General features: G+C 43.8%; 23 protein-coding genes and 1 tRNA gene. 5 read left to right on the top strand and 19 right to left on the bottom strand.

The genetic code is table 11. The features are described from left to right. A partial coding sequence (locus tag ACCM36_RS09150) for a disaggregatase related repeat-containing protein (protein WP_370573446.1) occupies positions 1 to 2623 on the bottom strand: 2623 nt, incomplete at its 3' end. 544 nt (positions 2624 to 3167) lie between these two features. Here ACCM36_RS09150 and ACCM36_RS09145 point away from each other — a divergent pair. The 3 genes from ACCM36_RS09145 to ppdK all read left to right on the top strand — a co-directional run bounded on the left by ACCM36_RS09145 (position 3168) and on the right by ppdK (position 10513). Next, positions 3168 to 6545: a response regulator gene (locus ACCM36_RS09145; RefSeq protein WP_370573445.1), complete on the top strand. Its 3378-nt coding sequence runs from the start codon at positions 3168 to 3170 to the stop codon at positions 6543 to 6545. 170 nt (positions 6546 to 6715) lie between these two features. Next, positions 6716 to 7528 carry a nitrilase-related carbon-nitrogen hydrolase gene (locus tag ACCM36_RS09140; protein WP_370573444.1) on the top strand — a complete coding sequence of 271 codons (813 nt, stop codon included), beginning with the start codon at positions 6716 to 6718 and terminating at the stop codon, positions 7526 to 7528. A 318-nt stretch (positions 7529 to 7846) separates the two neighbouring features. After that, a complete protein-coding gene (ppdK, locus tag ACCM36_RS09135) occupies positions 7847 to 10513 on the top strand; it encodes a pyruvate, phosphate dikinase (protein ID WP_370573443.1) in 2667 nt (888 codons plus the stop codon). Positions 10514 to 10631: 118 nt separating this feature from the next. Here ppdK and ACCM36_RS09130 read toward each other — a convergent pair whose 3' ends face one another. The 17 genes from ACCM36_RS09130 to alaXM all read right to left on the bottom strand — a co-directional run bounded on the left by ACCM36_RS09130 (position 10632) and on the right by alaXM (position 22917). After that, positions 10632 to 11597 carry a polyprenyl synthetase family protein gene (locus ACCM36_RS09130; protein WP_370573442.1) on the bottom strand — a complete coding sequence of 322 codons (966 nt, stop codon included), beginning with the start codon at positions 11595 to 11597 and terminating at the stop codon, positions 10632 to 10634. 19 nt (positions 11598 to 11616) lie between these two features. After that, positions 11617 to 12960: an RNase J family beta-CASP ribonuclease gene (locus tag ACCM36_RS09125; RefSeq protein ID WP_370573441.1), complete on the bottom strand. Its 1344-nt coding sequence runs from the start codon at positions 12958 to 12960 to the stop codon at positions 11617 to 11619. Positions 12961 to 13005: 45 nt separating this feature from the next. Then, on the bottom strand, positions 13006 to 14109 hold the full coding sequence (gene fni, locus ACCM36_RS09120; RefSeq protein ID WP_370573440.1) for a type 2 isopentenyl-diphosphate Delta-isomerase: 1104 nt from the start codon (positions 14107 to 14109) through the stop codon (positions 13006 to 13008). A gap of 1 nt (position 14110) precedes the next feature. Beyond that, on the bottom strand, positions 14111 to 14902 hold the full coding sequence (locus ACCM36_RS09115; RefSeq protein WP_370573439.1) for an isopentenyl phosphate kinase: 792 nt from the start codon (positions 14900 to 14902) through the stop codon (positions 14111 to 14113). A 1-nt stretch (position 14903) separates the two neighbouring features. Next, positions 14904 to 15818, bottom strand: coding sequence for a mevalonate kinase (locus tag ACCM36_RS09110; RefSeq protein ID WP_370573448.1), 915 nt, complete (start codon positions 15816 to 15818; stop codon positions 14904 to 14906). 10 nt (positions 15819 to 15828) lie between these two features. Further along, the gene (locus ACCM36_RS09105; protein ID WP_370573438.1) at positions 15829 to 16629 is read right to left on the bottom strand and encodes an MEMO1 family protein; all 801 of its coding nucleotides are present in this window, start codon (positions 16627 to 16629) and stop codon (positions 15829 to 15831) included. Positions 16630 to 16694: 65 nt separating this feature from the next. Further along, the gene (rpsB, locus tag ACCM36_RS09100) at positions 16695 to 17321 is read right to left on the bottom strand and encodes a 30S ribosomal protein S2 (protein ID WP_370573447.1); all 627 of its coding nucleotides are present in this window, start codon (positions 17319 to 17321) and stop codon (positions 16695 to 16697) included. Positions 17322 to 17365: 44 nt separating this feature from the next. Continuing rightward, positions 17366 to 17557 (bottom strand): DNA-directed RNA polymerase subunit K, encoded by a 192-nt coding sequence (locus tag ACCM36_RS09095; RefSeq protein ID WP_370573437.1) that lies wholly within the window; start codon positions 17555 to 17557, stop codon positions 17366 to 17368. 197 nt (positions 17558 to 17754) lie between these two features. Then, positions 17755 to 17850 (bottom strand) — tRNA-Pro (locus ACCM36_RS09090). Then, positions 17851 to 18039, bottom strand: a complete 189-nt coding sequence (locus tag ACCM36_RS09085) for a DNA-directed RNA polymerase subunit N (protein ID WP_015324998.1) — start codon at positions 18037 to 18039, stop codon at positions 17851 to 17853. An 11-nt stretch (positions 18040 to 18050) separates the two neighbouring features. Next, positions 18051 to 18455: a 30S ribosomal protein S9 gene (locus ACCM36_RS09080; RefSeq protein ID WP_370573436.1), complete on the bottom strand. Its 405-nt coding sequence runs from the start codon at positions 18453 to 18455 to the stop codon at positions 18051 to 18053. A gap of 11 nt (positions 18456 to 18466) precedes the next feature. Continuing rightward, the gene (locus tag ACCM36_RS09075; protein ID WP_370573435.1) at positions 18467 to 18886 is read right to left on the bottom strand and encodes a 50S ribosomal protein L13; all 420 of its coding nucleotides are present in this window, start codon (positions 18884 to 18886) and stop codon (positions 18467 to 18469) included. Positions 18887 to 18898: 12 nt separating this feature from the next. Then, positions 18899 to 19279 carry a 50S ribosomal protein L18e gene (locus tag ACCM36_RS09070; protein ID WP_370573434.1) on the bottom strand — a complete coding sequence of 127 codons (381 nt, stop codon included), beginning with the start codon at positions 19277 to 19279 and terminating at the stop codon, positions 18899 to 18901. A 143-nt stretch (positions 19280 to 19422) separates the two neighbouring features. Continuing rightward, a complete protein-coding gene (locus ACCM36_RS09065) occupies positions 19423 to 19890 on the bottom strand; it encodes a DUF2240 family protein (protein ID WP_370573433.1) in 468 nt (155 codons plus the stop codon). Continuing rightward, on the bottom strand, positions 19890 to 20369 hold the full coding sequence (locus ACCM36_RS09060; RefSeq protein WP_370573432.1) for a hypothetical protein: 480 nt from the start codon (positions 20367 to 20369) through the stop codon (positions 19890 to 19892). Before ACCM36_RS09060 ends, ACCM36_RS09065 begins: the two co-directional genes overlap by 1 nt. Positions 20370 to 20428: 59 nt before the next feature. Further along, positions 20429 to 22000 (bottom strand): phosphoglycerate dehydrogenase, encoded by a 1572-nt coding sequence (gene serA, locus ACCM36_RS09055; protein ID WP_370573431.1) that lies wholly within the window; start codon positions 21998 to 22000, stop codon positions 20429 to 20431. A gap of 209 nt (positions 22001 to 22209) precedes the next feature. Further along, positions 22210 to 22917: an alanyl-tRNA editing protein AlaXM gene (alaXM, locus tag ACCM36_RS09050; RefSeq protein ID WP_370573430.1), complete on the bottom strand. Its 708-nt coding sequence runs from the start codon at positions 22915 to 22917 to the stop codon at positions 22210 to 22212. Between the two features lie 89 nt (positions 22918 to 23006). Between alaXM and ACCM36_RS09045 the strand changes: the two genes are divergently transcribed. After that, positions 23007 to 24305 (top strand): MFS transporter, encoded by a 1299-nt coding sequence (locus ACCM36_RS09045; RefSeq protein ID WP_370573429.1) that lies wholly within the window; start codon positions 23007 to 23009, stop codon positions 24303 to 24305. Between the two features lie 12 nt (positions 24306 to 24317). Here the strand turns inward: ACCM36_RS09045 and ACCM36_RS09040 are convergent, their stop codons facing one another. Further along, positions 24318 to 24548 carry a DUF2892 domain-containing protein gene (locus ACCM36_RS09040; RefSeq protein ID WP_370573428.1) on the bottom strand — a complete coding sequence of 77 codons (231 nt, stop codon included), beginning with the start codon at positions 24546 to 24548 and terminating at the stop codon, positions 24318 to 24320. Positions 24549 to 24696: 148 nt separating this feature from the next. On the opposite strand from ACCM36_RS09040, the gene ACCM36_RS09035 reads away from it, so the two are divergent. Further along, a complete protein-coding gene (locus ACCM36_RS09035; protein ID WP_370573427.1) occupies positions 24697 to 25935 on the top strand; it encodes an SLC13 family permease in 1239 nt (412 codons plus the stop codon). Positions 25936 to 25990: the final 55 nt, after the last annotated feature.

The raw sequence follows: 25990 nt of genomic DNA, 5'->3' as shown, positions 1-25990 counted from the left end.
CACTTGTATCAGTGACAGTTAAGGCCACAGTGTAGTTGCCTGCAGTAGTATATGTTTTCGTAGCTGTTACACCGGTAGCTTCAGAAGTGATACCATTTGATGCGTCAAAGTCCCATGAGTATGAAGCAATGCCTTTGTCGTCAGAAGATGCACTGCCGTCAAAAGTTACTGTGGAGCCAGCGGTTGCAATCATATCGTCTCCGGCATTGGCAACCGGGGCATTATCTGTCGGAATTACATCTGAGGTTGAGGTTACAGTCAGTTTTGGCCTTTGTGCTGCGTTAGACCAATCGGTACTGTAGAACGCGATGTAATTTCCACTTTCAGTCTTGGCCTTGAGGAAGAAACCAGCGTTCTTGTACTTGCCACTTACATAATCCTGCACAAGCTGCGTGACATCAAGCTCATAGTACTTGTTGTCAGGTGTTTTGCTGCCTGCAAAGGTCAATGAAGCATACGGAGTGCTACCCTGGGATACGCCATTCTTATCGAACCAGTTTCCTCCTGCCGTGCTCCAGAGAGTACCGGAAGCACGGGATCTCCAGGTAACATACTTAGGGTCCCATTCAACTGGCCTGTAAACTTCAACTACGGTATCAGAAGCGCGGGTAGCACCTGCAGGATAATACCAGTAGAGCGAGAGGGTTGCTTTGGAAATGGTGTCTGTTGGCTGGTATCCGCTCAGATCGAACAGCATCACATCCCTGCAGCGAGATGCACTTCTTCCTATGTCAAGATAGGTGGTTGTGGAAAGCACAGTGCTTGGAGATGACTCACGTAATCTGTTGTCATAGGATGCTGTGTAAGAGACAGTGGTCGTTGGATTAGTGCCAGGCACGGTTCCCACACGAAGGATAGTTAGACCCCTTTCCCTATTAGCTACGTATACATAATCACCTGATACAGTAATCGATCCGCTGATAGTACTACCGCTATAACTTCCTGCAAGCTGCGGAGAAAACGGATCGCTGATGTCCAAAACGATAAGACCATTATCGCTGACCACGTAAGCATAATTGCCCGAAATAGCAATATAAGATGCACCACTGGTGTCGTAACTGCCTGCAAGTTCTGGGGCTGCAGGGTCACTGACATCTAATATAAGAACATCATCCGCAGCCAGGTATGCATAATTGCCCGATACGGCAACATCGGATATCCTGGTCGGATAACTGCTGGCAAGGACCGGAGAGGATGGATCACTGATATCCAGAATAGAAAGTTCGAAGTCGTGGAGTACATAGGCGTAGTTACCTGATACCACAACATTTTGAGTACAATTTTCAGGGCCATAGCTGCCATAATGACCGATGTATTCCGGTGATACAGGATCACTGATATCCAGAATGGAAAGGCCTGGGAAACCTACTCCCACACAGGCATAATTTCCTTCTACATCAATACCTACCCCATTATCAGCAAAAAGACCGGCACTTCCAGTGAGTGTCGGTACTGAGGGATCTGTGATATCTACAACGCTGACAAGAACAGAATCGCTACCACCGCTTGCTACGTATGCATAATTGCCCTGCACGTCAACCTCATCTGCTCCCCCACCCACATCATACTTGCCTGCAAAGGCAGGAGACGAAGGGTCACTAATATCTGCGATCGTAAGACCGTTCCAACTGGTCACATGGGCATAATCACCTGATACGCTGACATCCCATGCCCAGTCGCCATTATAGTAATTGCTCATATGTGCTGGCACTGACGGATTACCGATATCCACGATCTCAAGGCCGGAGCCGGCTATGTAGGCATAATCTTCTGCCACAGCAAAATTATTTGTATTGCCATCTGTAGCATAAGTGCTCACAAGGTCCGGTGATGCCGGATTACTGATATCTATAATGGAAAAGCTGCTATATTCTCCTGCATATGCATAATTTCCCGACACTGCTATGCGGGTGTATCCAATGTTTTCAGTAACATAGCTTCCTGCAAGGGCTGGTGACGAAGGGTCTGTGATATTCAGGATAATAAGACCTTTGTCAGCATCGGCCACATAAGCATAATTTCCTGATACGGCAACATCAAGCGCGTAAGTCTGCTCTTTATAAATGCTTACAGGCTGTGGTGATGGATCACTGATATCCACTATGATAAGACCACCGGCCGCTACGTATGCATAGTTTCCTGATATGGCAACACCATTTGCATTACCCTGACCGGAAACATCATAATTTCCTGCAAGGGTTGGAGCTGATGGATCACTGATATCTATGATTTGAAGATTTCCCGGGAACTGATTAGTTACGTAGGCATACTGACCTGATACGACAACAGAATAAGCAGAACTATCATAAATACCAGCATAAGTACCCATAAGTTGTGGTGATGCCGGATCAGTAATATCTACTATGGTAAGGCCACTGCTGCCATCTCCTATATACGCATAGTCGCCCGAGACAGCAATAGCGCTAACTACTGATGGAGTAATTATTCTTCCTACTTCAGATGGCTTACGGATGTCGGCGATGTTGAGCACAACAAGGTCCTGACCCTGTCCGAGATAAGCATAATCACCAAAGATCTCAACATCGTATGCATTTCCGCCAAAGTCACTGAGAAGCTCTACATTTACATCATCGGCAGAGCCGACTCCTGTAATCATGATCATAAACATTACGATTTCAAGAAAAATTGATTTGTTTAATTTTATTTTCATTTGTACCACCCACTCTACTAATTAGAGGGGATCCGGAATTACTTTATTGTATAGTAATTAGTAAAATAACTATTTAAACTCTAGGAGAAAATTCAGAGAAAATAAATATATTTTTGCCATACAATAAATATTTACTTTAAAAGAGTACTATTTCACATATCACATAAAAGTACATGGCTGATATCAACCTAGCATTGCCTGACTAACTCAAGGATCAGCGATGATATGGAAGATGTACCATCAAAACACAGTACTGAAAAAACAGGCCATCTGGTAACTCACATATCAGCAGATTATTTCTTACGCTGTATAATGAATACCAGACTGGTGATTGCATCCACTTTTTGCCATTAACCGGGAAAACCGATGAATTTAAAGTAAAGAACTAAGGAACTGATTTGATGATATACCCAGGCATATTTTTATAATTGGTGAGTAATATATTCATAATAATCCGGAAGATGATCGATCATTCCCTACGAAGGAGCAATCTATAATGGATTTCGAGGCTGAGAATTTCACATATCCCAAAGAGCCATGTAATCATTACAATAGTCTTTTAGAGGAAATTGTAACTTCTAGTTCTATGGTTGTCTTTTTGTGGAAAGCCGAAAAAGGATGGCCTGTTGAATATGTTTCTGAGAACGTTTCACAGTTTGGTTATTCCGCAATTGATTTTTTGTCCGGGAACGTTATTTTTCAGAATATGATTCATCCTGATGATATAGAAAAAGTGGGGCTAGAGGTTCGAACATATTCCGAAAAGAAAGTAACTGATTTTACTCAGGAATATCGTATTCTCACCAGTAACGGTAAAGTTAGGTGGATAGATGATCGTACAGTTATAAAAAGAAATGACGATGGCGTTATAACTCATTACCAGGGGACAATTCTTGATATCACCGCCAGAAAAGAAGCAGAAGAAGAGCTACATCTCCGAGAGGATAGATTAAGAAGTCTTGTATCCATTCTGCAATACAGGCCCGACTCGATCCAGGGTTTCCTTGACTATGCACTCAGTGAAGCTATTAAACTTACCCAGAGCAAGATCGGGTACATATACTATTATAGTGAGGAACGAATGGAGTTCACTCTTAACACGTGGTCAAAGAACGTGATGGAAGAGTGTACTATTGTTAGCCCTCAGACCACGTATAAACTGGAGAATACGGGCATCTGGGGAGAGGCGGTCAGGCAGCGCAGATCAATTACCGTAAATGACTTTCAGGCAGCTGATCCGCTCAAAAAGGGGTATCCTGAAGGACATGTTCAACTTTACAGATATATGACAGTACCAGTTTTCAAAAATGGACAGATAGTTGCTGTTGCAGGGGTATCCAACAAAGAATCGGATTATAATGAGAATGACGTACTTCAGCTTATTTTGCTCATGGATTCTGTATGGAATGCTGTAGAACAGAGAAGGACCGCCGAGGCATTGCAACAAAGCGAAGAGAGATACCGACAGGCATACACCCTCGTACAGGGAATGATCGAAAGTCCTAAAGATGTTGTCATATTTGCCATTGATAGAGAATACAGGTATCTTACCTTTAACAAGAACCATCAGCTGGCAATAGAGCATATGTGGAATAGCAGGATTGAGGTTGGTGCCAGTATGCTCAGTTACATTAAAGATCCTGCGGACAGAGAGAAAGCAAAAGAGAAAATCGATCGGGCGCTTGCAGGTGAAGCTTTCACTGTAATTGAAGAATATAGGGATTCAAGATTCAACATACGATGGTATTCAAATACATACAGTCCTCTTAAGGATGCAGAAGGGCATGTTGTCGGGCTTACTCTCATTTTAGTGGACATCACCGAACGTAAGCAAGCAGAAGAGAAACTGCTTGCATATGCAGATGAAGTCGAAAAGAAAAATAGGGAATTAGATATTGCTTTGATAAGGGCTGAGGAAGCCACCATGGCAAAAAGCGAATTTCTGGCCAATATGTCCCACGAGATCCGTACCCCCATGAACGGTGTTATTGGTATGACAGGCCTGCTTCTGGACACTGAGCTTACAGATGAACAGCGGCATTATGCAGAAATGGTGAAGCTCAGCGGAGAATCGCTGCTTGGAATTATCAACGATATCCTTGACTTCTCAAAGATAGAGGCAGGCAAGCTTGAGTTGGAAACTGTGGATTTTGATCTGAACAACATGCTGGATGACTTCGCTTCCATGATTTCCATCAGATCCAATGAAAAAGCACTGGAATTCATCTGTGCAGCGGCACCGGACGTGCCTTCTTATGTCCGGGGTGACCCCGGACGTTTGCAGCAGATATTGATCAATCTGACCGGTAACGCCATCAAGTTCACACAAAAAGGAGAGGTGGTAGTATATGTGACTATACAGGCTGAGAATGACACAGAATTATTGCTACATTTCTCTGTAAGGGATACTGGTATTGGTATTCCTGAAGGTAAAATAGACCAGCTCTTTGATAAATTTTATCAGGTTGATGCCTCAACAACACGCCATTATGGTGGTACAGGTCTTGGGCTTGCCATTTCCCGGCAACTGGTACAGATGATGGGTGGGGAAATAGGTGTGAAGAGCAAGGAAGGAAAAGGCTCAGAGTTCTGGTTCACTATCAAGCTTGCAAGGCAGTTGGACAGCCATCGCAAGAAAGTTCTTTCCAGGGAAATTAAAGGTGTGCATATTCTGGTGGTTGATGATAACGCAACTAATCGGGAGATACTGAACAAGCAATTATCTTCTTGGGGTGCAAAGGTACAGGAATCCGTTGATGGCCCTACAGCACTGCAAGCCATGTACTTTGCATATGAAAAGGGCGAACCATTTAACGTGGTCATCCTGGACATGCATATGCCTGGTATGGACGGAGAATCGGTCGCAAGGTTTATCAAATCCGACAAAAAACTAAAAGATACCGCTCTGGTGATGTTAAGTTCCTTGGGGAAACGAGCCGACCCTCAGTATATCGAAGATCAGAACTTTGCAGCTTATCTGACCAAGCCAGTAAAGCACTTGGATCTAATTGATAAGCTATCTAATATCTTAAGCATGAACAAGAAAAAACAGAAAGTGCAAACTCATGTTAATGTCCTTTCTATCCCTTTCCAAAGCCATACTAATTTGAGAATATTGTTAGCTGAAGATAATGTGATCAACCAGAAGGTCGCTCAGACCATGCTCCAAAAAATGGGCTATCGTGTAGATATTGTTGCCAACGGTACGGAAGCACTAAAAGCACTCGAGATGCTGCCATACGATCTGGTGTTCATGGATGTGCAGATGCCAGAGCTGGATGGATTTGAAGCTACAAGACTCATTCGTGACTCACGATCTGCGGTCAAAAATCATGAAATTCCCATAGTTGCAATGACCGCGCATGCCATGAAAGGGGACCGGGAACGGTGTCTGGAATCCGGGATGAATGATTACATCTCAAAACCGATATCCTTGCAAGCACTCATAGGATTGCTTGAAAGATGGCAGATCCTGCCACATAAGGAAAGTGATTTGGAGGCTACATCTTTGGAAACCGACAGCACTGCAAATATATCAATAGTTCCGGTGGTATTTAACAGGCAGGCCCTGATCGAGAGGGCAATGAATGATGAAGAGCTGGCAAGCAAGTTAATAGCTATTTTTATTAAAGACCTGCCAAAACAGGTTGTCGCTCTAAAGGAAAACGTGGAAAAGAGTGACATGGACAAAATTAAATGGTATGCACATTACATAAAAGGCTCTTCAGCTAACATTGGAGCTATGGCCTTAAGCACTGTGGCTGCAGATATGGAGAAAGCAGGTAATGATCACCAAACAGATGAGATAGATATCCTAATGCCAGAACTTGAAAAACAGTATGAACTATTAATAGCACAACTTAGAGAAGAATAACACGCTTTCTCTTTTGGACAATTTAGAAAATATGATATCGGGAAGATGTTAACTTATATTAGTACACATATAAAAGTAGATCTGCATTTTTCATAAGAAGACTTTAAAACGGATATGCATGTTCTCTTTATTACTAGCGATTCTCGCTTAATAAGAGGAGCATGTGAAAAATGGCAACTATCAAGGCCTCCTGTATTCAGATGAACATTACACAATGTTCAAAAGAACAGAACATTGAAAAAGCCCTTCTGATGGCAAATAATGCAATAGGTTCGGGTGCCCGGATAATAGTGTTACCTGAAGTATTCTCAACGGGTTTCTGCTACAAAGGTCTTGAGTCAGTAGCTGAAACCTCTGTTTCTCAGAGAGTTGAGGAATATCCCACAATAGAGAGACTATTACAGTTTTCAAAAGTGCATGATTGCGTCCTTATAGGCTCGATAATCGAAAAAAAGATGGAAAATTACGATACGATCAAATATCATAATCTGGGTTTTTGCATTGAATCCGGGAATCTCGCTGGAGTTTACAGGAAAACCCATCTTTACGGAATGGAAAAAATCCATTTCTCCAGGGGAGAAAAGATCCTGCCGATAAAACTTGAAAGATCCGGAATAACCATCGGACTTCAGATATGTTTTGAGCTTAGATTTCCCGAGATATCAAGGAAATTGGCACTTGCGGGTGCTGATATTCTAGTTACTGTTGCCGAATTTGCAAACCCTAAAGCCACTCAGTGGAAAGCCCTTGCATCTGCCAGAGCAATAGAGAACCAGGTACCACATATTGCCTGTAATCGTGTAGGTACAGCCCCGTTAGCTTCATACTTTGGCAACTCCATGATGATCAACGCATGGGGAAACATCAAAGCAGAAGCTGGGGAAGACGAGTGTTTCATCACAGGGGAGATTGACACGGATGAAACAAAAAGGATACGCGGTAAAGTTTCACTCTTTGATGACAGACAGTTGGATCTATACTAAGTTCGAGATCTGGCAAGTATATCCAGAATACTGTTCAATTAGAACCTTCATCTGATCTGAAAAGGACTTTCTAAAACCAGGAAAAGTGAATCATCAATTCGGCTGCACTGCGAGACCATGCGATAGATGACAGAGAAATGTGTAAATTACATCGATAAAAGTCAGATCATAAAAGGGAAGCACATAGTGTTGAAGAGATCCATTATTTTTTACTGATGACCACAACCTTATATATGAATACAACAATTGTGCTGCATTCCATACATAATCCAACCATAAAGCTATATCTGATGCATCAGGTCCCAGGGAGGAAAGTTGGTGGCAGACAATAAATTCGTGTACTTTTTCGGCGGTAATAAGACAGAAGGAAAAAACAGTATGAAAGACCTGCTGGGTGGTAAAGGCGCAAACCTGGCAGAAATGGCTAACCTTGGAATTACGGTACCACCTGGTTTTACCATCACGACTGAAGTCTGTGTACAGTACCTCAAAGATAATGGATATCCCGGAGGACTGCTGGAACAGGTGGATGCTGCTATTATAAAGCTTGAAGAGATAATTGGGAAGAACTTCGGTGATGATAGCAACCCATTGCTCGTATCGGTGCGTTCCGGTGCAAGAGCTTCTATGCCAGGAATGATGGATACGGTGCTTAACCTTGGACTAAATGACAGTTCTGTTGTTGGTCTTGCCAGGAACACCGATAATCCCAGGTTCGCTTACGATAGTTACAGGCGTTTTCTGACAATGTTCGGGGATGTTGTCCTGGGCATCGAACATGACAGGTTCGAACATGCATTAAGCGAGAAAAAGCACTCTTTAGGCGTAAAACAGGATACAGAGCTTGATGTCAATGCTCTTAAGGAACTTGTGGAACAGTTTAAACTGATAATAGAAGAGGAAACCGGGGAAAAGTTCCCACAGGACGCTCGTAAGCAGCTCATGATGGCTATAAATGCTGTTTTTGAATCATGGAACAACCAGCGTGCCATAACATACCGTAAGCTGAACAATATTCCTATGGACTGGGGTACAGCGGTCAATGTACAGGCAATGGTCTACGGGAATATGGGTGAGACATCCGGTACAGGTGTTGCTTTTACAAGAGACCCGGCAACCGGGCATAAACGCTTCTATGGCGAATACCTTATCAATGCCCAGGGAGAGGATGTTGTAGCAGGTATAAGGACACCAAGGCCGATCTCCACCCTTAAGGAAGCAATGCCTGCTGCCTTCAAGCAACTTGAAGAGATCTATATCAAACTGGAAAACCACTTCCGCGATATGCAGGATATTGAGTTCACCATTGAGCAGGGCAAATTATACATGCTGCAGACCAGGAATGGAAAACGCACAGCTGCAGCTGCGATAAAGATCGCGGCAGATATGGTAGAAGAAGGTCTTATCGATAAGAAGACCGCTCTTTTAAGAATAGAACCTAACCAGATAGACAAATTACTGCATCCGATGATTGATCCCAAGGCAACTCTGCAGGTCGTGGCAACAGGACTTCCTGCATCTCCGGGCGCTGCAGTGGGCAAGGTTGTTTTCACTGCTGAACATGCTGAAGAAAAGGCAAATGCAGGTGCAAAGGTCATCCTCGTACGTACCGAGACCTCTCCTGAAGATATCGGTGGTATGAACGCTGCCGAAGGTATTCTTACAGTGCGCGGCGGAATGACATCACATGCTGCAGTAGTGGCCAGAGGTATGGGAAAACCCTGTGTTGCAGGATGCGGTGAGATCTCCATTGATATTAAGAAGGGTGTATTCTTTGCAGGTTCCTGCACAGTTAATGAAGGAGATTATATTTCAATTGATGGCTCTACAGGTCATGTTATAATAGGCAAGGTTCCGCTGATTACACCTGAAGTGAGCGGAGAGCTTAAGACCATTCTGCAATGGGCAGATGAAGTGAGGACCCTGGGTGTGAGAACAAATGCCGATACTCCTTATGATGCCACAGTTGCCAGGGAATTCGGTGCCGAAGGCATCGGGCTATGCCGTACAGAGCACATGTTCTTTGGGGAAGCTCGCATTCCCGTTGTGAGGGAAATGATCATGGCTGACACTGAGGCCTCAAGAAGAAGCGCTCTTGCAAAGCTTCTTCCTATGCAGAGAGAGGATTTCGTCGGCATATTCCGTGCAATGGATGGTTATCCTGTAACGATCCGTTTACTTGATCCTCCACTTCATGAGTTCCTTCCTAACCATGAGGAAGCTCTTGAGAAATTAATGGAACTTGAGAAAAACAATGCTCCGGCACATGAGATCAACAGGGTTAAAAAGGTTATGGAAAGAGTGGAGTTCCTGAAAGAGATCAACCCCATGCTCGGTTTCAGAGGATGCAGGCTTGGAGTTGTGTATCCTGAAATATATGAGATGCAGGTGCAGGCCATAATTGAAGCAGCTTGTGAACTTACCAAGGAAGGTATGTCAATAGTACCAGAGATAATGATTCCTCTCGTATCTCATGTTAAAGAGCTGCAGATCGTCAAGAAGCAGGTTGTAAAAGTAGCAAGTGATGTCATGGCAGACAAAGATGTAAAAATAAATTACAAGATTGGTACCATGATAGAACTTCCGAGGGCTGCCCTTACAGCTGATAAAATAGCCCGCGAGGCAGAATTCTTCTCCTTTGGTACAAATGACCTCACACAAACGACTTTCGGTTTCAGTCGAGATGATGCAGGTAAATTTTTGCCTGCTTACATAGAACAATCTATTCTGGAACACGATCCGTTTGCTGTGCTTGACCAGAGCGGTGTGGGCGAACTCATCAAAATTGGTATTGATAAAGGTAGATCCACCCGACGTGATCTGAAGATAGGCATCTGTGGCGAGCATGGAGGAGAGCCAAGTTCGATCATTTTTGGACATAAGGTGGGTCTCAATTACGTTAGCTGTTCACCTTTCCGTGTACCTGTGGCCAGAATGGCAGCAGCGCACGCAGCACTTCAGGAAGAAGAAATGAATAAAAAGTAAGTGTTATAACAGGGTCTTTCCGGACCCTTTTATGATATTTTAAAAAACTATACGGTTGCAATCCGGTTTTTATAAAAGTAAAGTTTAATGAAAAATTGGGTCAATAATATGACCCAATTCAATAAGATCGCTCTATCATGTAATCTGCTATTGCAAGCAGGATCTCTTTTGCCTGTGAATCTTCCAGTACATCAAGTTTCGCTTTCCCTTCACGGATGTATGAAACAGCTACATTTCTTGCGTATTCAATGGACCCGGATTCTTCAAGCTGCCTGATAGCATCTTCCAATTGTCCCTTTGAGGCCTTGCCCTTACCAAATATTTCCAACTTTACACCGGCATTGAGAGCATGAATGGCTATGAGGGTCTTTTTCCCTTCCATTATATCGCTTCCTCTCACTTTGCCCAGCACCTCTTCGGGGGTCACTATATCCAGCACATCATCATATATCTGGAAACCGATCCCTATCATCCGGCCAAATTCATACATCTGGTCCGCCACTTCAAGGGGAGCACCACCAAGTAATGCACCTATTTTACATGAAGCTCCATAGAGCACAGCAGTCTTCTTCTCCACCATTTCAAGATACTGGCCTTCAGAAACTATGCTCTTGTCCTCGAATTCCACATCCAGCCACTGACCTTCACATATCTCTGTGCACGTCCTTGCCAGGATATCTATACATTTAACGATACGCACCGGATCGTTATCCATACCGGTTATGATCTCAAAAGCTCTGGAGTATAATGTATCGCCTGCAAGGATAGCACCGGGTTCTCCCCATTTCACATGGACTGCAGGCATTCCCCTGCGTACATCGTCCCTGTCCATGATATCATCATGCATCAGAGTGAAATTGTGCACCAGTTCTACTGCAACGGCAGCCGGAAGGACTGTCTGAAGATCAGACCCTACAGCTTCCGCAGCCAGTATGACGGCTGCAGGTCTTAGCCTTTTTCCTCCTGCATCAGGCAGGTATCGTGCAGCTTTATATAGTTCCTCGGGGTGTCTGATGGGCAGCATTTCCCTGATGCCCTCATCCACATACACGCTCCGCTTTTTTATCTCTTCTATCAGATTCATGATGCCTCGTGATGCGATCTTAATCTTCGATATACAGTTCCTCTCCGTTCCTTAACAGATGGAGCGTATCTCCGAGCACGTATCCTGCATCTTCTGCCATTTCAATATATGCTGCATGCATCTCGATGGTCCCGTGAGCAGGAATGACATGTTCAGGTTTGACCATCCTTAATAGTTCCCAGTGATCTTCTCTGTAGGCGTGTCCTGACACATGGACATTATCATAGATACGTGCACCTTTCATTCTGAGCTTTGTCTCCAGAGCATAGCGGTTAGCCTGCGTGAGAGGATTTGGTATCACATTAGCGGAAAATATAACCTTATCCCCTGGTTCTATCATGTAAGGCGTATCACCGTTGGCTATGCGTATCAATATGGAGCCGGGCTCTCCCTGGTGTCCGGTAACAATAGGCAGATATTTGTTCTTGCCTTCCCTCATTATCTTTTCCAGAGCCTTTTCGACATCCCTGCGCTGACCGTATATCTCTACATTCCTTGGAAGCTCAACGTATCCAAGTTCCTTAGCTGTGGTCATATACCGGTCCATGGACCTACCAAGCAATACAGGGATACGTCCCATTTCTTCGGCGAAGGAAATAATAGAGTTCAAACGGGATATGTGAGAAGCAAAAGTGGTTATGATCATTCCTACGCTCGACTCCTCAGTACCGAGCAATACGTCCTTTACCAGGTCATGTGCTATCTGTTCGGAAGGTGCCTTTCCGGAACGTCCGGCATTTGTACTTTCGGTAATAAGTGCAATAACCCCTTCTTCCCCAAGGGATTTGAGCCTGTTGAAATCCGGAGCTTCTCCTAAAGTAGGTGTCCGATCCAGTTTGAAATCACAGGCATACATGATAGCACCTTTTGGAGTATGGATCACCACAAAAACGGTATCGATTATACTGTGTTGAGTATTAATGAACTCAATGGATACATCGTTCGTTATTTCATAGGTTTCTCCTGCCCTCATAGAGATTATATTGTTCTTCACACCGAACTTGCGCTCCGAATCTATCTGATGCTTAATGAGAGCGGTCGTATAAGGTGTACCTATGATAGGAGCTGCATAACGATGTGCCAGCTTTGAAACAGCACCTATATGATCTAGATGACCATGTGTACATACAATAGCACGTACGTTCCCATTGACATCGTTCATTATTGTGTCATCTGGTATAGCTCCCATGCTTATAAGCTCAAGGGAATGCATCTTATCTATTTCTATATCTTCGTGGATCTGCACTCTGTCTAATCTCAGACCCATATCCAGGATAATTATATCCTCATCAACCCTTATTGCAGTCATGTTGCGGCCCATTTCATTATAACCGCCAACTGCTATTATTCCGATTTCTGTCATATTAAATCCTCAAATTCTAAATTTATTGTTCCTTACAAATGAAATTTATACGATCTGTAATTCGCTACGGTTTGAGCGTAAAGCGAATTCTTTGACATTGAATCCACGTAATTCAAGGTATTCTCTTGTCCACCCGGTGATCACTGTGGGCGTGGTGTGCAATCTGTGCAGGTTCTGGCATCCGCAGAGGAACATTGCGACTTTGAGCTCGTTCATCATAAGATTTAGCCTCTTAAGTACCATCTCTTTACTCTCCAGTGCAGGGGCAACAAAAGGAAGTGCCGCACTGGCTACACTAGCACCAATTGCTATTGACTTTGCAATATCCATGCCTGTCCTTATTCCACCGGTGGCTATTACTGGTAAAGATACATTGCATTCCACTACACTTGCAGCTGTAGGAATGCCAAAATCCCAGAATAGTTCCCCCAGCATTTCCGACATGAGGTCTTTTCTGTCCCTTGCCCTGTATACTTCGACCCCGGACCAACTTGTACCGCCAACTCCGCCTACATCAATGGCAGAGACACCAGCTTTCTTCAATATTAAAGCATCCTCGTGGGAAATTCCGGCACCTGTTTCCTTCACAATGATAGGCACATCCAGTGAGCATATCTCGCTGATAGCTTCAAGAGCATCGCTTGCATCAGTATCCCCTTCCGGTTGTATTGCCTCCTGCAAAAAATTGAGGTGGATAGCCATTGCATCTGCGTCAAGCATTTCTACAAGGCTTTCGATTCCTTCGATTCCATATTCTTTGATCTGGGCAGCCCCGATATTTCCATAAATAAATGCATCCGGCGCCACATCTCTCATGATAGTGAAAGATTCTTCCTGAACCGGGTCCTCAATAGCAGCTCTCTGGCTGCCCACACCTATGCCAATACCCATTTCATCTGCAGCCTGTGCAAGCGCAGCGTTGATAGGTTTTGTATCAGGATGGCCTCCGGTGATAGAAGCGATCAAAAAAGGCGCTTTTATCTTCTTTCCCAGAAAATTTACATTAAGATCTATGTCCTCTAGATCAAATTCCGGAAGAGCTCTGTGCACTAACATTATATCTTCCAGGCCGGTCCCCCTTGTCCTTGATTCCACCGGACTTGAAGAACATAACTTGAGGTGTTCTATTTTTCTCTGGGATGTGCTCATATTAAAACCTGCAGTCATACTGTTCATGTGTTATAGCTGTCCCTATTTTCTCGCCTTTAAGAAAACGTTCAACATTGCCAGGTTTTCCGGCATCGAAAATGTGTGAGGTTGTACAGGTGCTGTCACTTATGTCCAGCATCTCTTGAACTTTACCCAGCATACCCCCTGTAACATCAGTGTTTTCTGAGCCTCTTATATGCTTTTTTACATTTTCGAAGTTCTTTGATGTTATTACAGGGATGGTCGAACTTTTATCATCAAGAACTCCTTCGGTTGCACTTCCGATACCCAGAAGGCTTGCTTTCAGCTGTTTTGCAAGATAAGGAACTATCTGATCTCCGGAGATCACGGATGTTCCAAGACTACTGTCCATTACCACATCTCCGTGTAAGACTGGAACGATCCCTCTTTCCAGCATGCAATTTATCTGGTCAAGGAACATTGTCTTTATTCTCCCATTATCTGCAAGCATGCAACACATGGGATGAACTCCCACGGCACATATACTATTCTCATTAAGTATATCAACTACCATTCTGCAGAGTTCTTTCACTGAACGGTGGGTTATGATAGAACCAGTAGCGTTAAACTCTTCGTTAAGGGAAAATTTTTTTGCCTGCGGATGACCAAAAGACCCGGCTCCATGCACTATAATGAGTTTCCCTTTGAAGCCGGATATTTCTTTTGCTATCCGTTGTATCTCATTAACTCTAACTACGCCATCAGCAGCTCTCTTATCTGTGATAACACTTCCACCAAGTTTAAGTATAGTGAGACTGTCGGGTGAAACCATATTACTGCTCCACTTTTACTCCATTTTCAGTTACTCTGGTTATAATGGCTTCTCCTCCGGCTTGTGTTATCGCCGAAGCTATTTGCTTGGATTCAGAAGGATGGGTCAATGCTACCATGCATCCCCCCCCTCCGGCACCGGTTATCTTTGCGCTGTATGCACCAGTGCTACGGGCCGCATATATAAGATTAGAAAGCTCCGGACCGCTGACACCAATCGCATCAAGAAGTCCCTGGTTAATGTTCATGAGCCTGCCTATGGCTTCATATTCCTTTTTGATCACCAGCTCTTCTCCGGTAATTGATATCCTGCCGATGGTGGAAAGAATTGGATCTATTATCTGTGGATAATATTTTTTAAGTAGTGCCACATTGGACACCAGTTGCCTGGTAGAAGAAAACTTTCCGGTGTTGCCTATCACAATACCACAATCAATGGTATTAAGCTTCTTTTTCAGAGGTACCATCACAACTCCGCCCATAGTGCTCACGTACGTATCAGTTGGGCTGGCAGCACCCTGTATCGTTCTTTCTATATTGTGCCCCAGGGTTGCTATATCTTCTAATCCCAGACCACATCCGAACAATAGGTTCAATGCCTGAATAGTAGCAATGGTCACCGCTGCAGATGAACCCAGGCCGGAGCCAACAGGTATGTTGGAATCTATGCGCAGGTTTATACCTTTAATGTCTGCGATCTCGGACATATTTTCTATCACAGCTGACACGTAAGGATACTTGTCATAGTCAAGCCCTGTATCACCCAGCACAGAACTGATATGTATAGTATCGCTTATATCTGCCCGGACCTGAGTGCGCAGATCTACAGCACAGCATATTGCGCTTTCTCCGTAAACTACAGCATGTTCACCGAACAGGTATATTTTTCCGGGAGCAGAGCATGTTATCGTTTGCATCATATCCGACTCATTCTAATATTAAAGAGGCATATCCTACTACACCGGAAGTGTCGCCTGTTACTTCTCCGCTGGTTGCATACTTAAGAAGTTCTGCTCTGCTTGCTCCAAGTTCCATTGCAGCAGTGATGGTTGCTGCAATGGGCCCAAAACCACATGCAGATATATCCTTTTCGTACAGCCGGCTATAGAACTCATGCACGTTCATGTCCAAAATAGCTTTTATCAGATACCTGTCATTGCTCTCTGCCACATGTGCAGGTTGATAATGCGTGAAGTCGCTTGATGCAATAATTACGGTTTTCCTACCGGTATTCATAATCGCCCTGGCAATTTCCATGCCGACCTCAATGGCTGTTTCTTCATCCTGCATTCCCATGCATATAGGAAGTATCTTGAAATCATGCTTAAAACGGTACTGAAGGAAAGGTATCTGCACCTCGATCGAATGTTCGAATCGATGAGCAAGCTCATCTTGATCAATTATACTGCCAGCAAGCTCTTTTTCCAGTTCGCGATCAGCCTCTACTTTTCCAAGAGGTGTAGACCAGGTGTCTGTTGAAAGAGCGATTGGCGACCCATAGCCCGTATGATTAGGGCCGAACATTACATAGGTATCTGCTGCCGGCAGTACAGCATATGAGCGAGCTGCGACCCTTCCAGAGTAGATATAGCCGGCATGTGGTACCACCGTACCCTTTATGCCAGGCTTTGCATCGATCGTGATGCCTTTGAAACAATTATCTAACTCTTTCCTCAAAGCATTTGGATCGGACGGGTAGAATTTCCCCGCAACTGTAGCTTGTCTCATACTACGTCACCCCATCTAAATACAAGGGGTACATTATATATGTAGTATGCTTCCAAAGAGGCTTTTCAAATACCGGCTTCGAAATCCTCGAACTGGTAATTGAAGAGTGTACCATTGATCTTTGCAATCTCTCTTGCAAGCAACCAGTAGATGAGTGACAGGGCCTTTCTTCCTTTGTTGTTGGTCGGTATGACCATGTCTACATTGGAAGTCATATTGTTCGTGTCACAAAGTGCAACCACCGGGATACCAATGTTCACAGCTTCCTTAATTACCTGTGCGTCTCCTGCAGGGTCTGTGACTATGATCACATCAGGTTCAAAGAATGCCTCTACTGTAGGATTTGTGAGAGTGCCTGGTATGAAACGGCCAACCATTGCCCTGGTCCCAATAGCTTTTGCGAACTTCATTGCCGGGTATTGGCCATATTGTCTTGCAGAAACTACAAGTATCCTTGATGGTTCATACTTGGACAGGAAATTAGCCACCAGTTTGATCCTTTCGTCAGTTGACTGGATATCCAGAACATAGAGTCCGTCCGTTCTTACTCTGTATACGAACTTCATCATATTCTCTGTCTTCTGCTGGGTACCAATGTGTACACCGGCTGCCAGATATTCATCTATAGGAACAAGTGAAGTGGATTTCTCTGCATCTGCACTCACATCTAAAAGCTTATCATCACTATCCATTTGTAGATCTGCATTATCGGTAACGCGTATTTCTTCTGTGGTCATTAGATCACCTTAAATTTATAGTCCCTTTTAACAGTAATTGGGATAACCCCAAGTTCTAATTCTCTCTTTGCTATATACAGAGATTGAGTGCCGGGATCATCTATTAGAACGGGTGCGCCCATAGAGATCTGCAGGGATCTAGCGCCAATAATCCTTGCTCGCTCATATCTAGTATAATGTTCTGTGCTCAAAAAATCACCTTAAGGAATGGTAGAACGTGATCAGTAGAATATAATGTCAGGTATCGTCAACTAAAAGCTGCATAAGTTACGCTTCATATCTGTGCGTGTTCTTTCCATACCTGAGATAGTTTTATCCGGAATCCCTCCGAATGTGGTCACATATCTTTCTTACAGGCCAGTCTACAATTACAGTAAGAGTAAGGGAATGGGACCGCTGAGATTTGAACTCAGGTTCCGGCGTGATCCGCGTACAAAAGTACGTCCCGAACGCCGAAGGATGGTCCAGGCTACCCTACGGTCCCTTACTGATATGGTGCCAGTGTATCTACAAGCTCCACGTGGGACAGGAGTATTCGACGGCAACAGTAACGTGTGATCCCCAGGTCGTCCATGACCTGGGCAGGATCTTCACCGTCCTTTGTTCTCCTTTTGTATTCATCCCAGCTGCTTGCGATTACTTTTCCACAACTGAAACAACGGACTGGTATCATCTATATATGCCTTACCTGTATGATTTCTGATACTTAGCACGTGCGCCAGGCCCACCAAACTTCTTCGTTTCTTTCTGCCTGGAATCGTTAACAAGGAGGTTACGGTCATATTCCATATAAGCATCACGAAGGTTAGTATCATTGGTCCATTCTACTATACCTCTTGCGATAGCTGTCCTTATGGCATTGGCCTGTCCAATAATACCCCCGCCACTTACTTTCACATCGATGTCTATTCCCTCTGCAACTTCTCCTGCAAGCATAAGGGATTCATAGATCTTCATCTTTGCGAATTCAGGTTCGTATATCTCGACGGGTTTCTTGTTAATGCGAGTTCTGCCTGCTCCTTTCTGAATAGTAGCACGGGCAATTGCGGTCTTGTTCTTACCTGATGAATTGACTACTTTATTTGACATGATGATCCTCCTTAGAACTTGCCGCCCATCTTTGTGCTCACGTCCCCAAGTCTCATGTACTTGTTAGAACTAAGCCTTTTCATATTTGCTTCGGCAATCTGTATTATTTCTTTATCTTTTAGTTCAAGCGGGACCCCTACATGCACTTTGAGGCGAGCCATTGCATCGCGCCCTCTTGCTCTCCTGTAAGGCACCATTCCCCTTACAGTCCGTTTAAGTATACGGTCCGGCCTTTTCGGGAAGTGAGGACCAAATTCAGTAGAACCGGTCTCGATTTTACCCCTGTATTCCTCTATTGTATCGAGCTTGGAACCGGAAATCACTGCCTTTTCGGCATTAACTATATCTATTTTTTCTCCTGCAAGCAGCCGCTTTGCCACATCACTTGCAAGCCTTCCCAGAATAAGCCCATTGGCATCGATTATTGTCATCTTCAACACCTCTTACTGCAGTATCCTTATTTTTGATCCCTTGGGGTTCTCTTCAAGGACCTGCTCGATTGTCAGGTATTTGCCACCGATCTCATTTATCTTGTCAATAGCTGTGCCACTGAAATCAAGCGCAGCAATTGTCACTGAAACCTTCAGCTCACCGGCACCCAGTACTTTACCGGGTATAAGGACAACCTCGCCTTCCTTAGCATATCTGTTGATCTTACTGAGATTGACCTGAGCGTACTTACGGTTTGGTTTCTCAAGTCTCTTTGCAATATCTCTCCAGATAAGAACATCATTGTTCCGCGACTCTTCCTTAAGAGTGGATATCAGTTCAGGTATTCTGGGGTTAGTTTTTCTTGTAACTTTTCTTTGTGTCTTATTTCCCATAATGTCCCTCCGCAAGATCATCCGGACCTTACTCACGCAGGTAAACTACGTTCGAACATCCATGAGTGTTCTTCAGGGTATTCCATGTCCATAAGGACATCTGACTCTTGAATACTATTACTAGTACATAAAGATTGTGTGGTTCACTTCATATTCGGGAACATATCTGCCAATACTTTGGGGTAGATCTTGCTTATATCACACCCTACCTCCCTAGCCACTACAAGCGCTGCAACCTCTATATCCACCATATCCCCCAAGCTTTCCTGTTTTCTGCTGATCAGAGCAATAACGTTCCTGTTATCCATTCCGGAACAGGCAACTATCATCGCCATGATCTGTTCGATCAGGGGCCTTTCATGAAATATCTTTTCCGAAGGACGAAAACCGCGAGGGATCTCTACTTTTCCGAGATCGAATGTCGGAACCAGTTTGTTCCCATCGATCTTCAATAACCGCAGTCCAAGAGCAGTATCCCTCACCTTTGAAGCATTTTCGGGCGACATCCATTTCAGGCCAAAAGAAAGGGCGAACTCAAAATCCCTTATCGAAATAAGACTCGCAGCATGTTGCTTGAATGGTGCTGCCACAACATATAGGAATTCATCCATCAGGATCCGCGCCTAATTTCCTCTATAATGGTATCTGCAACCCTCCCGGCTTCTGTCCTGCCGGGTCCTTCGATCCTGTGTATCTGCAGTACAAGCACTTCATTTTCAAGGAGAGCACGCACAAGATATGTATCTCCTCTAAAAGGCACACGGTTATATTTCCCATCCAGGTAACTGTAATTAAGGACCATCTTGAAATCAATTATACCCTCATTTTCGATCGTGTCGATCATCTGGTCCACATTCTTGTAGTTGAGAGACTCAAAGTCAACTCCATTACGCACGATCTCCACACTGATCTCCCTTTTTGCCTGTATCCGGTGTCCTCTTTGCACAACAGATTCAGTGACGAACATCCCGAATTTCCCATCCATGTTCGCCATCACTTTTACAAGATATGGAAGATCCGAGTGGTATCGGTACTTCTGTTCGAACTCGATCTCCCTATGTGGGAATTTGTGATATATCCGCTTTCTCATGGTTTGGACCTGGAATGGGCCATATTACCAAATCTATGTATTTGAAATATTTATGGCTTTCAGAGCTTGACAAGTTTTGCAGTAAGTATTCCTTCAACACTACGCATTTCTTCCAGAATGGCAGGCGATACTTCGGAATCCACATTGAGGGTCATAATAGTGACGCCTCCTATTGCAGCTCTACCAACCTGCATACCAGATATGTTTATGTTGTTCTTCCCAAGCACCATGCAACAAGGTCCTATCACGTTGGGCCTGTTAATGTGCTTTGCAACGATCATATAACCGGATGGAACTATATCCACACGCTCTCCGTCAATTCCAATTATGCGAGCCTCATTTCCTATTATGGTTCCGGCAACAGATACAGATTGACCATTGTTGCTAAGCTTGATATGGATCTCAGAAGCCCGTTCTTCGGAAGTTTCGGACTTGCTCTCTCTCACTTCTATCTTCCTTGATTTTGCAAGTGCAGGAGCATTCACATAGTTAACACTGGAACCCATAGCATTCTGCAGCATCCCCTTCAAAGCGGCAACTGTAACTGGCCTGGTATCCTTTTCAGCTATCTCTCCATTATATGAAATCTCCACTTTCTCATAGCTGGTCCCAAGCAATTGGGCACACACATCTGCCATTGTCTCTGCAAGATTGATGTAAGGCGCAAGAACTCTCATAACCTCTGGTTTCACAGAAGGTATATTGATCGCGTTCTTTGCAGTTCCGCCATTGAGCACTGAAATTACTTCTTCTGCGATAGTGATAGCCACATTGATCTGTGCTTCTTCGGTGGAAGCTCCCAGATGAGGGGTCATAATAAGGCTGTCACATTCGAGCAAGAGGCTGCCTTTTGGAGGCTCATTAACAAATACATCAAGTGCTGCTCCGGATATCTTTCCACTCTTGAGCGCATCGGCAAGGGCCTCTTCATTGATGATACCTCCACGGGCACAATTGATGACCCTTGCATTTTTCTTCATTACATTGAACTCATCAACATCAAGTATATTCCTTGTCTCTTTGGTAAGTGGAGTATGCACTGTGATAAAGTCAGCAGCTTCTGCAATTTCCTTCACGGTAGCCAGTTTTATTCCAAGTTCCTGTGCTTTCTCTTTGGATATGTAAGGATCGTAACCCATTATGATCATATTCAGGCCCTGTGCCCTTTTAGCGACCTCTGCTCCAATGCGTCCCAGACCGATGACTCCCAGGACCTTACCGTTAACTTCCACGCCCATGAAATTCTTACGTTCCCATTTTCCGGCTTTCATGGAAGCGTTTGCCTGAGGTATATTCCTTGCCATGGACATCATCATGGCTATAGTGTGCTCTGCAGCTGACAGCATATTCCCTTCAGGTGCATTGGTAACGATTATGCCCTTTTCAGTAGCTGCTTCGACATCCACATTGTCAACACCCACTCCTGCGCGGCCTATGATCTTGAGATTTCGGGTCGCCTCAATAACTTTCCTTGTTACCTGTGTTCCACTACGGATCACCAGAGCATCATAGTTGACTATCTTAGCTGACAACTCACTTTCGGACAAGCCCGTGATAACATCTACATCAAAATGTTTCTGGAGCATTGCCAAGCCTTCCTCGGATAATGGATCACTGACTAATATCTTCATCTGTATGTCTCCTGTAAATGGATGATATGGTCATGGCGACTTAAGCCAATTTCCACCTATTTGCAGTATATTTAATCCAACTCTAACTACCATGCAAGTATATTTAGCAGTTGTTATTCCAGTAATACAGCAGAAAAGATATTGTACGTACATATATCTTCCTTCTGTCCACTAAAAATGCTTATCTGTCCGTATGTGCCAAGACCGATCTATTCCCTGAAACGGAAATATATTCTCCTGTTGTTCTTACCTTTATTTTCGGCCTTAAAGACCTCTATATGAGGTATTTCCCCGGTGCTGACAACATGTGTTCCCCCACAAGCCTGCCTGTCTATGCCAGCAATAGTGATCACTCTTATGTAAAGGACATCCGGAGGAAAAGCATCCTTAAGTTTTACTATTGAAGGTATTTTGAAAGCTTCTTCACGGTCCATCATTTCAATGCTTAGAGGGACCTTTTTATCAATTACATCATTGACCTTTGCCTCATAGGCTTTCAGTTGTTCCCGGTCGAACTCCTCCAGGGAGAAATCCACACGTGTTTTATCCTCCGATAACTGATTTCCACTTATCTTTGCACCAGTCTCATTATGTATGATAGCACTCAGGATATGACATGCAGTGTGATAGCGCATCAGCAGGTATCTTCGATCCCAGTTTATTACCCCTCGTACTGCATCTCCCTCGTTAAGCTCGGATGTTCCCACTTCGTGGAGTATTCTTCCATCAGCTTTTCTCACAGATACAACAGGATATCCTTTACCGGCGCAGTACAGAAAACCCGTATCATATGGCTGCCCCCCGGCTTCAGGGTAGAAAGCGGTCCTATCCAGCACCACGTATCTTTCATCTATGACACTTTCCACGATCGCATCGAACTCATTGATGTAACAGTCTTCAAGATACAGTTCTTCCATGCCTATGAATGATAGTGTATAACATAAATGCGTTTCTTAGGATTTTGTTTGCAAAATTTCTAATATTACCATGTCACATATATTGATCGATGGCGGATTCAAAAATATCCATATACCCTCTCCTCGCTGTCAATTTCATAGGTACCTTTGGTCTGAGCCTGGTTCTTCCCTTTCTTATATTTCTTGTGGAAAGATTCGGAGGCAATGCGATAATCTATGGTCTGACAGCTTCAATGTACCCTGTCTTTCAGTTAGTTGGAGGACCATTACTTGGCAGATGGTCTGATACATATGGTCGGAAAAAGGTACTGTTGTTAAGCCAGATTGGTACCTTTATTTCCTGGATAATTTTTCTGGCAGCCATGATCATTCCCGTAACGAAGATCATTGATGTGAGATCTGGCATGCTCGGTACTTTTGTTCTTACCGTGCCCTTGCTACTCATCTTCATAGCCCGGGCTTTTGATGGCATAACGGGAGGGAATGTATCTGTTGCTAATGCCTATCTTGCAGACATCACTAGCGACAAGGATAGAAGCAGCGTATATGGTAAGCTTTCAGTTTCAACTAATCTGGGTTTCATATTCGGACCCGCACTTGCAGGTATATTGAGCGTCACAGTGTACGGCGAGATCCTTCCTGTAATTGCCGCAGTTATGATCGCATTTGCGGGTATCTTGATGATAGCCTATCTTATACCGGAATCCAGTAAACATGCTTTGCATCCGGGTCCTCATATTCAGGGAATTAAAGAAGCCAGGCCAGGAATGAAAGAGGTTAATTCAGCTATCTCGATTAAGCCTGGTTTTTTGGAATTGATGAAGATGGAAGGCATTTTTGGCATTTTACTCATTTATTTCCTTATATTCATGGCTTACAATGTTTTCTATGCGGCTTTTCCGGTACACGCTGCAAACAACCTTAAATGGAATTCAGCTTCCCTTGGCATTTATTTTTCTTTATTGAGCCTTTTGCTTGTCGTTGTGGAAGGACCTGTCCTGACATGGATAAGCAAAAGATATTCCGATGCTTCACTCCTCACTCTTGGAAGCGTCATACTGGGATTCAATTTTGTACTGCTTGTTTATGGTACTGATCTTCTCACCTACGTTGCATTGTTTTTCTTTGCATTGGGTAATGGATTAATGTGGCCTTCCCTTATGTCCATGTTGTCCAAAACAACAAAAAAAGAATATCAGGGGGCAGTTCAAGGTATTTCCACCAGTTTTACCAGTCTGGCCAGCATTATAGGACTTATAGCAGGAGGCTTCATGTTCTCCCTCTTTGATGCAGGTACTTTCCTTATCGTAGCTTCTATGATATTCGGTGTTTTCCTGCTATCTTTTAAACTACGTTATTCCAAAAAAGAAGACCAACAGAAAGATTGAACTTACTCTTGTCTACTTTTTCCTGTCAGCTGTGTTGAATCCTATAAGCACATAAGGTGTACAGTGTCTTGTCATGCCAGTGAACAGGCCGACGAAGGCCAATAGAGCCGTTATCCACTTCCAAAATCCAGGTTCGACCAGGTCCATAGCAAGTACAACTATTGCTACAGAACCTATCAATGCTCTTAATAACAGATCGTATCCGCCCACATTCTCCTGAGTAATCAATTCTTTAAGTCTCATGGAATCACCCCTTTTATTATTAATTTGTATTCCATATTAAGATATGCAACAGTATGCAGATTGATCCATCATCGACGAGCTTCAGATTATTACAGGAGCAGGAAACCACAGGTAGTTATATAATTATATTGGCATATTTATTAGCTAAATGATACTACCAGTTATTGTCCTTTGTCTTGTTTTTCTTTTAACTATCACCCGACAAATAGGTAGTATCAGGCTCGACCTGTGGCAAATCATGGGTCTTGGTGCACTTGCTGTGCTGCTTACCGGCCAGATATCTGTTTCAGAGGCCATATCGTCCATCAATATGGATGTAATGCTTTTTCTTTTTGGTGTGTTCGCTATTGGCCAGGCTCTGGAAGCCAGCGGTTACCTCTCCCTTGTTTCCTATAATTTCTTTAAAGGTGCGAAGAACATGGATGCCATTATACTCTTCGTGCTTTTTGGGATGGGGTTTGCATCAGCTTTTCTCATGAATGATACGTTGGCTATAATCGGTACCCCTGTAGTGCTCTTGCTTGCAAGACAACATCAGATAAACCCCAAGATGCTCTTGCTTGCGCTGGCTTTTGCTGTTACTACAGGTAGTGTTACAAGCCCGATCGGCAATCCTCAGAATCTTCTGATAGCATTGAATGGAAGTATCGAAGACCCTTTTGTGGCCTTTGCACGATATCTGCTGCTACCGACGATACTTAACCTGACTGCAGCATACATTGTGCTCAAGTTCTTCTTCAGAGAACATTTTTCTACAACTGTTCTGAACCATTCACAACCTCATATCTGCGATGACAAACTTGCCAGGTTATCCAGACTGTCACTTATTCTATTGATCTTCTTAGTATGCTTGAAGATCTTAATTCAGTTGCTGGCCATATCCTTCGATTTCAGACTGACGTACATTGCCCTGATAGCGGCTATCCCGGTGCTGGTTCTCAACAGCCGGAGATATGAACTGGTGAAGGGAATGGATTGGCATACTTTATTGTTCTTTGCATCAATGTTCATACTCATGGAAAGCGTGTGGGATTCCGGATTTTTCCAGGGTTTTCTGACAGACACGAAACAAAGCATTATTTCCATTCCCATGGTTTTAATTGTTAGTGTTGTTCTTAGCCAGTTCATCTCTAATGTGCCGCTTGTAGCCCTGTACTTACCTATCCTATCCCACGCTTCGGTGGACGCCGGCGGATTATTGGCACTTGCCGCAGGTAGTACCATTGCAGGCAATCTCTCTGTCCTGGGTGCAGCAAGTAATGTGATAATTATTCATAATGCCGAGAAAAAGGGTAATGTCACACTCACTTTCATTGAGTTTTTCAAGATAGGAGTGCCCTTGACTATAATTCAGACCGGTATCTATTGGCTGTTCTTATCTTTTTAGTGAACCTTTACAACAGATATACGTATATAAAAGGTCAGCATTTTGGGTTCAATAT

This window comes from Methanomethylovorans sp. (assembly GCF_041305605.1).
GTDB lineage: Archaea > Halobacteriota > Methanosarcinia > Methanosarcinales > Methanosarcinaceae > Methanomethylovorans.
Note: the sequence above shows the minus strand (reverse complement) of the source record. Positions and strands in the feature narration are given on the sequence as shown.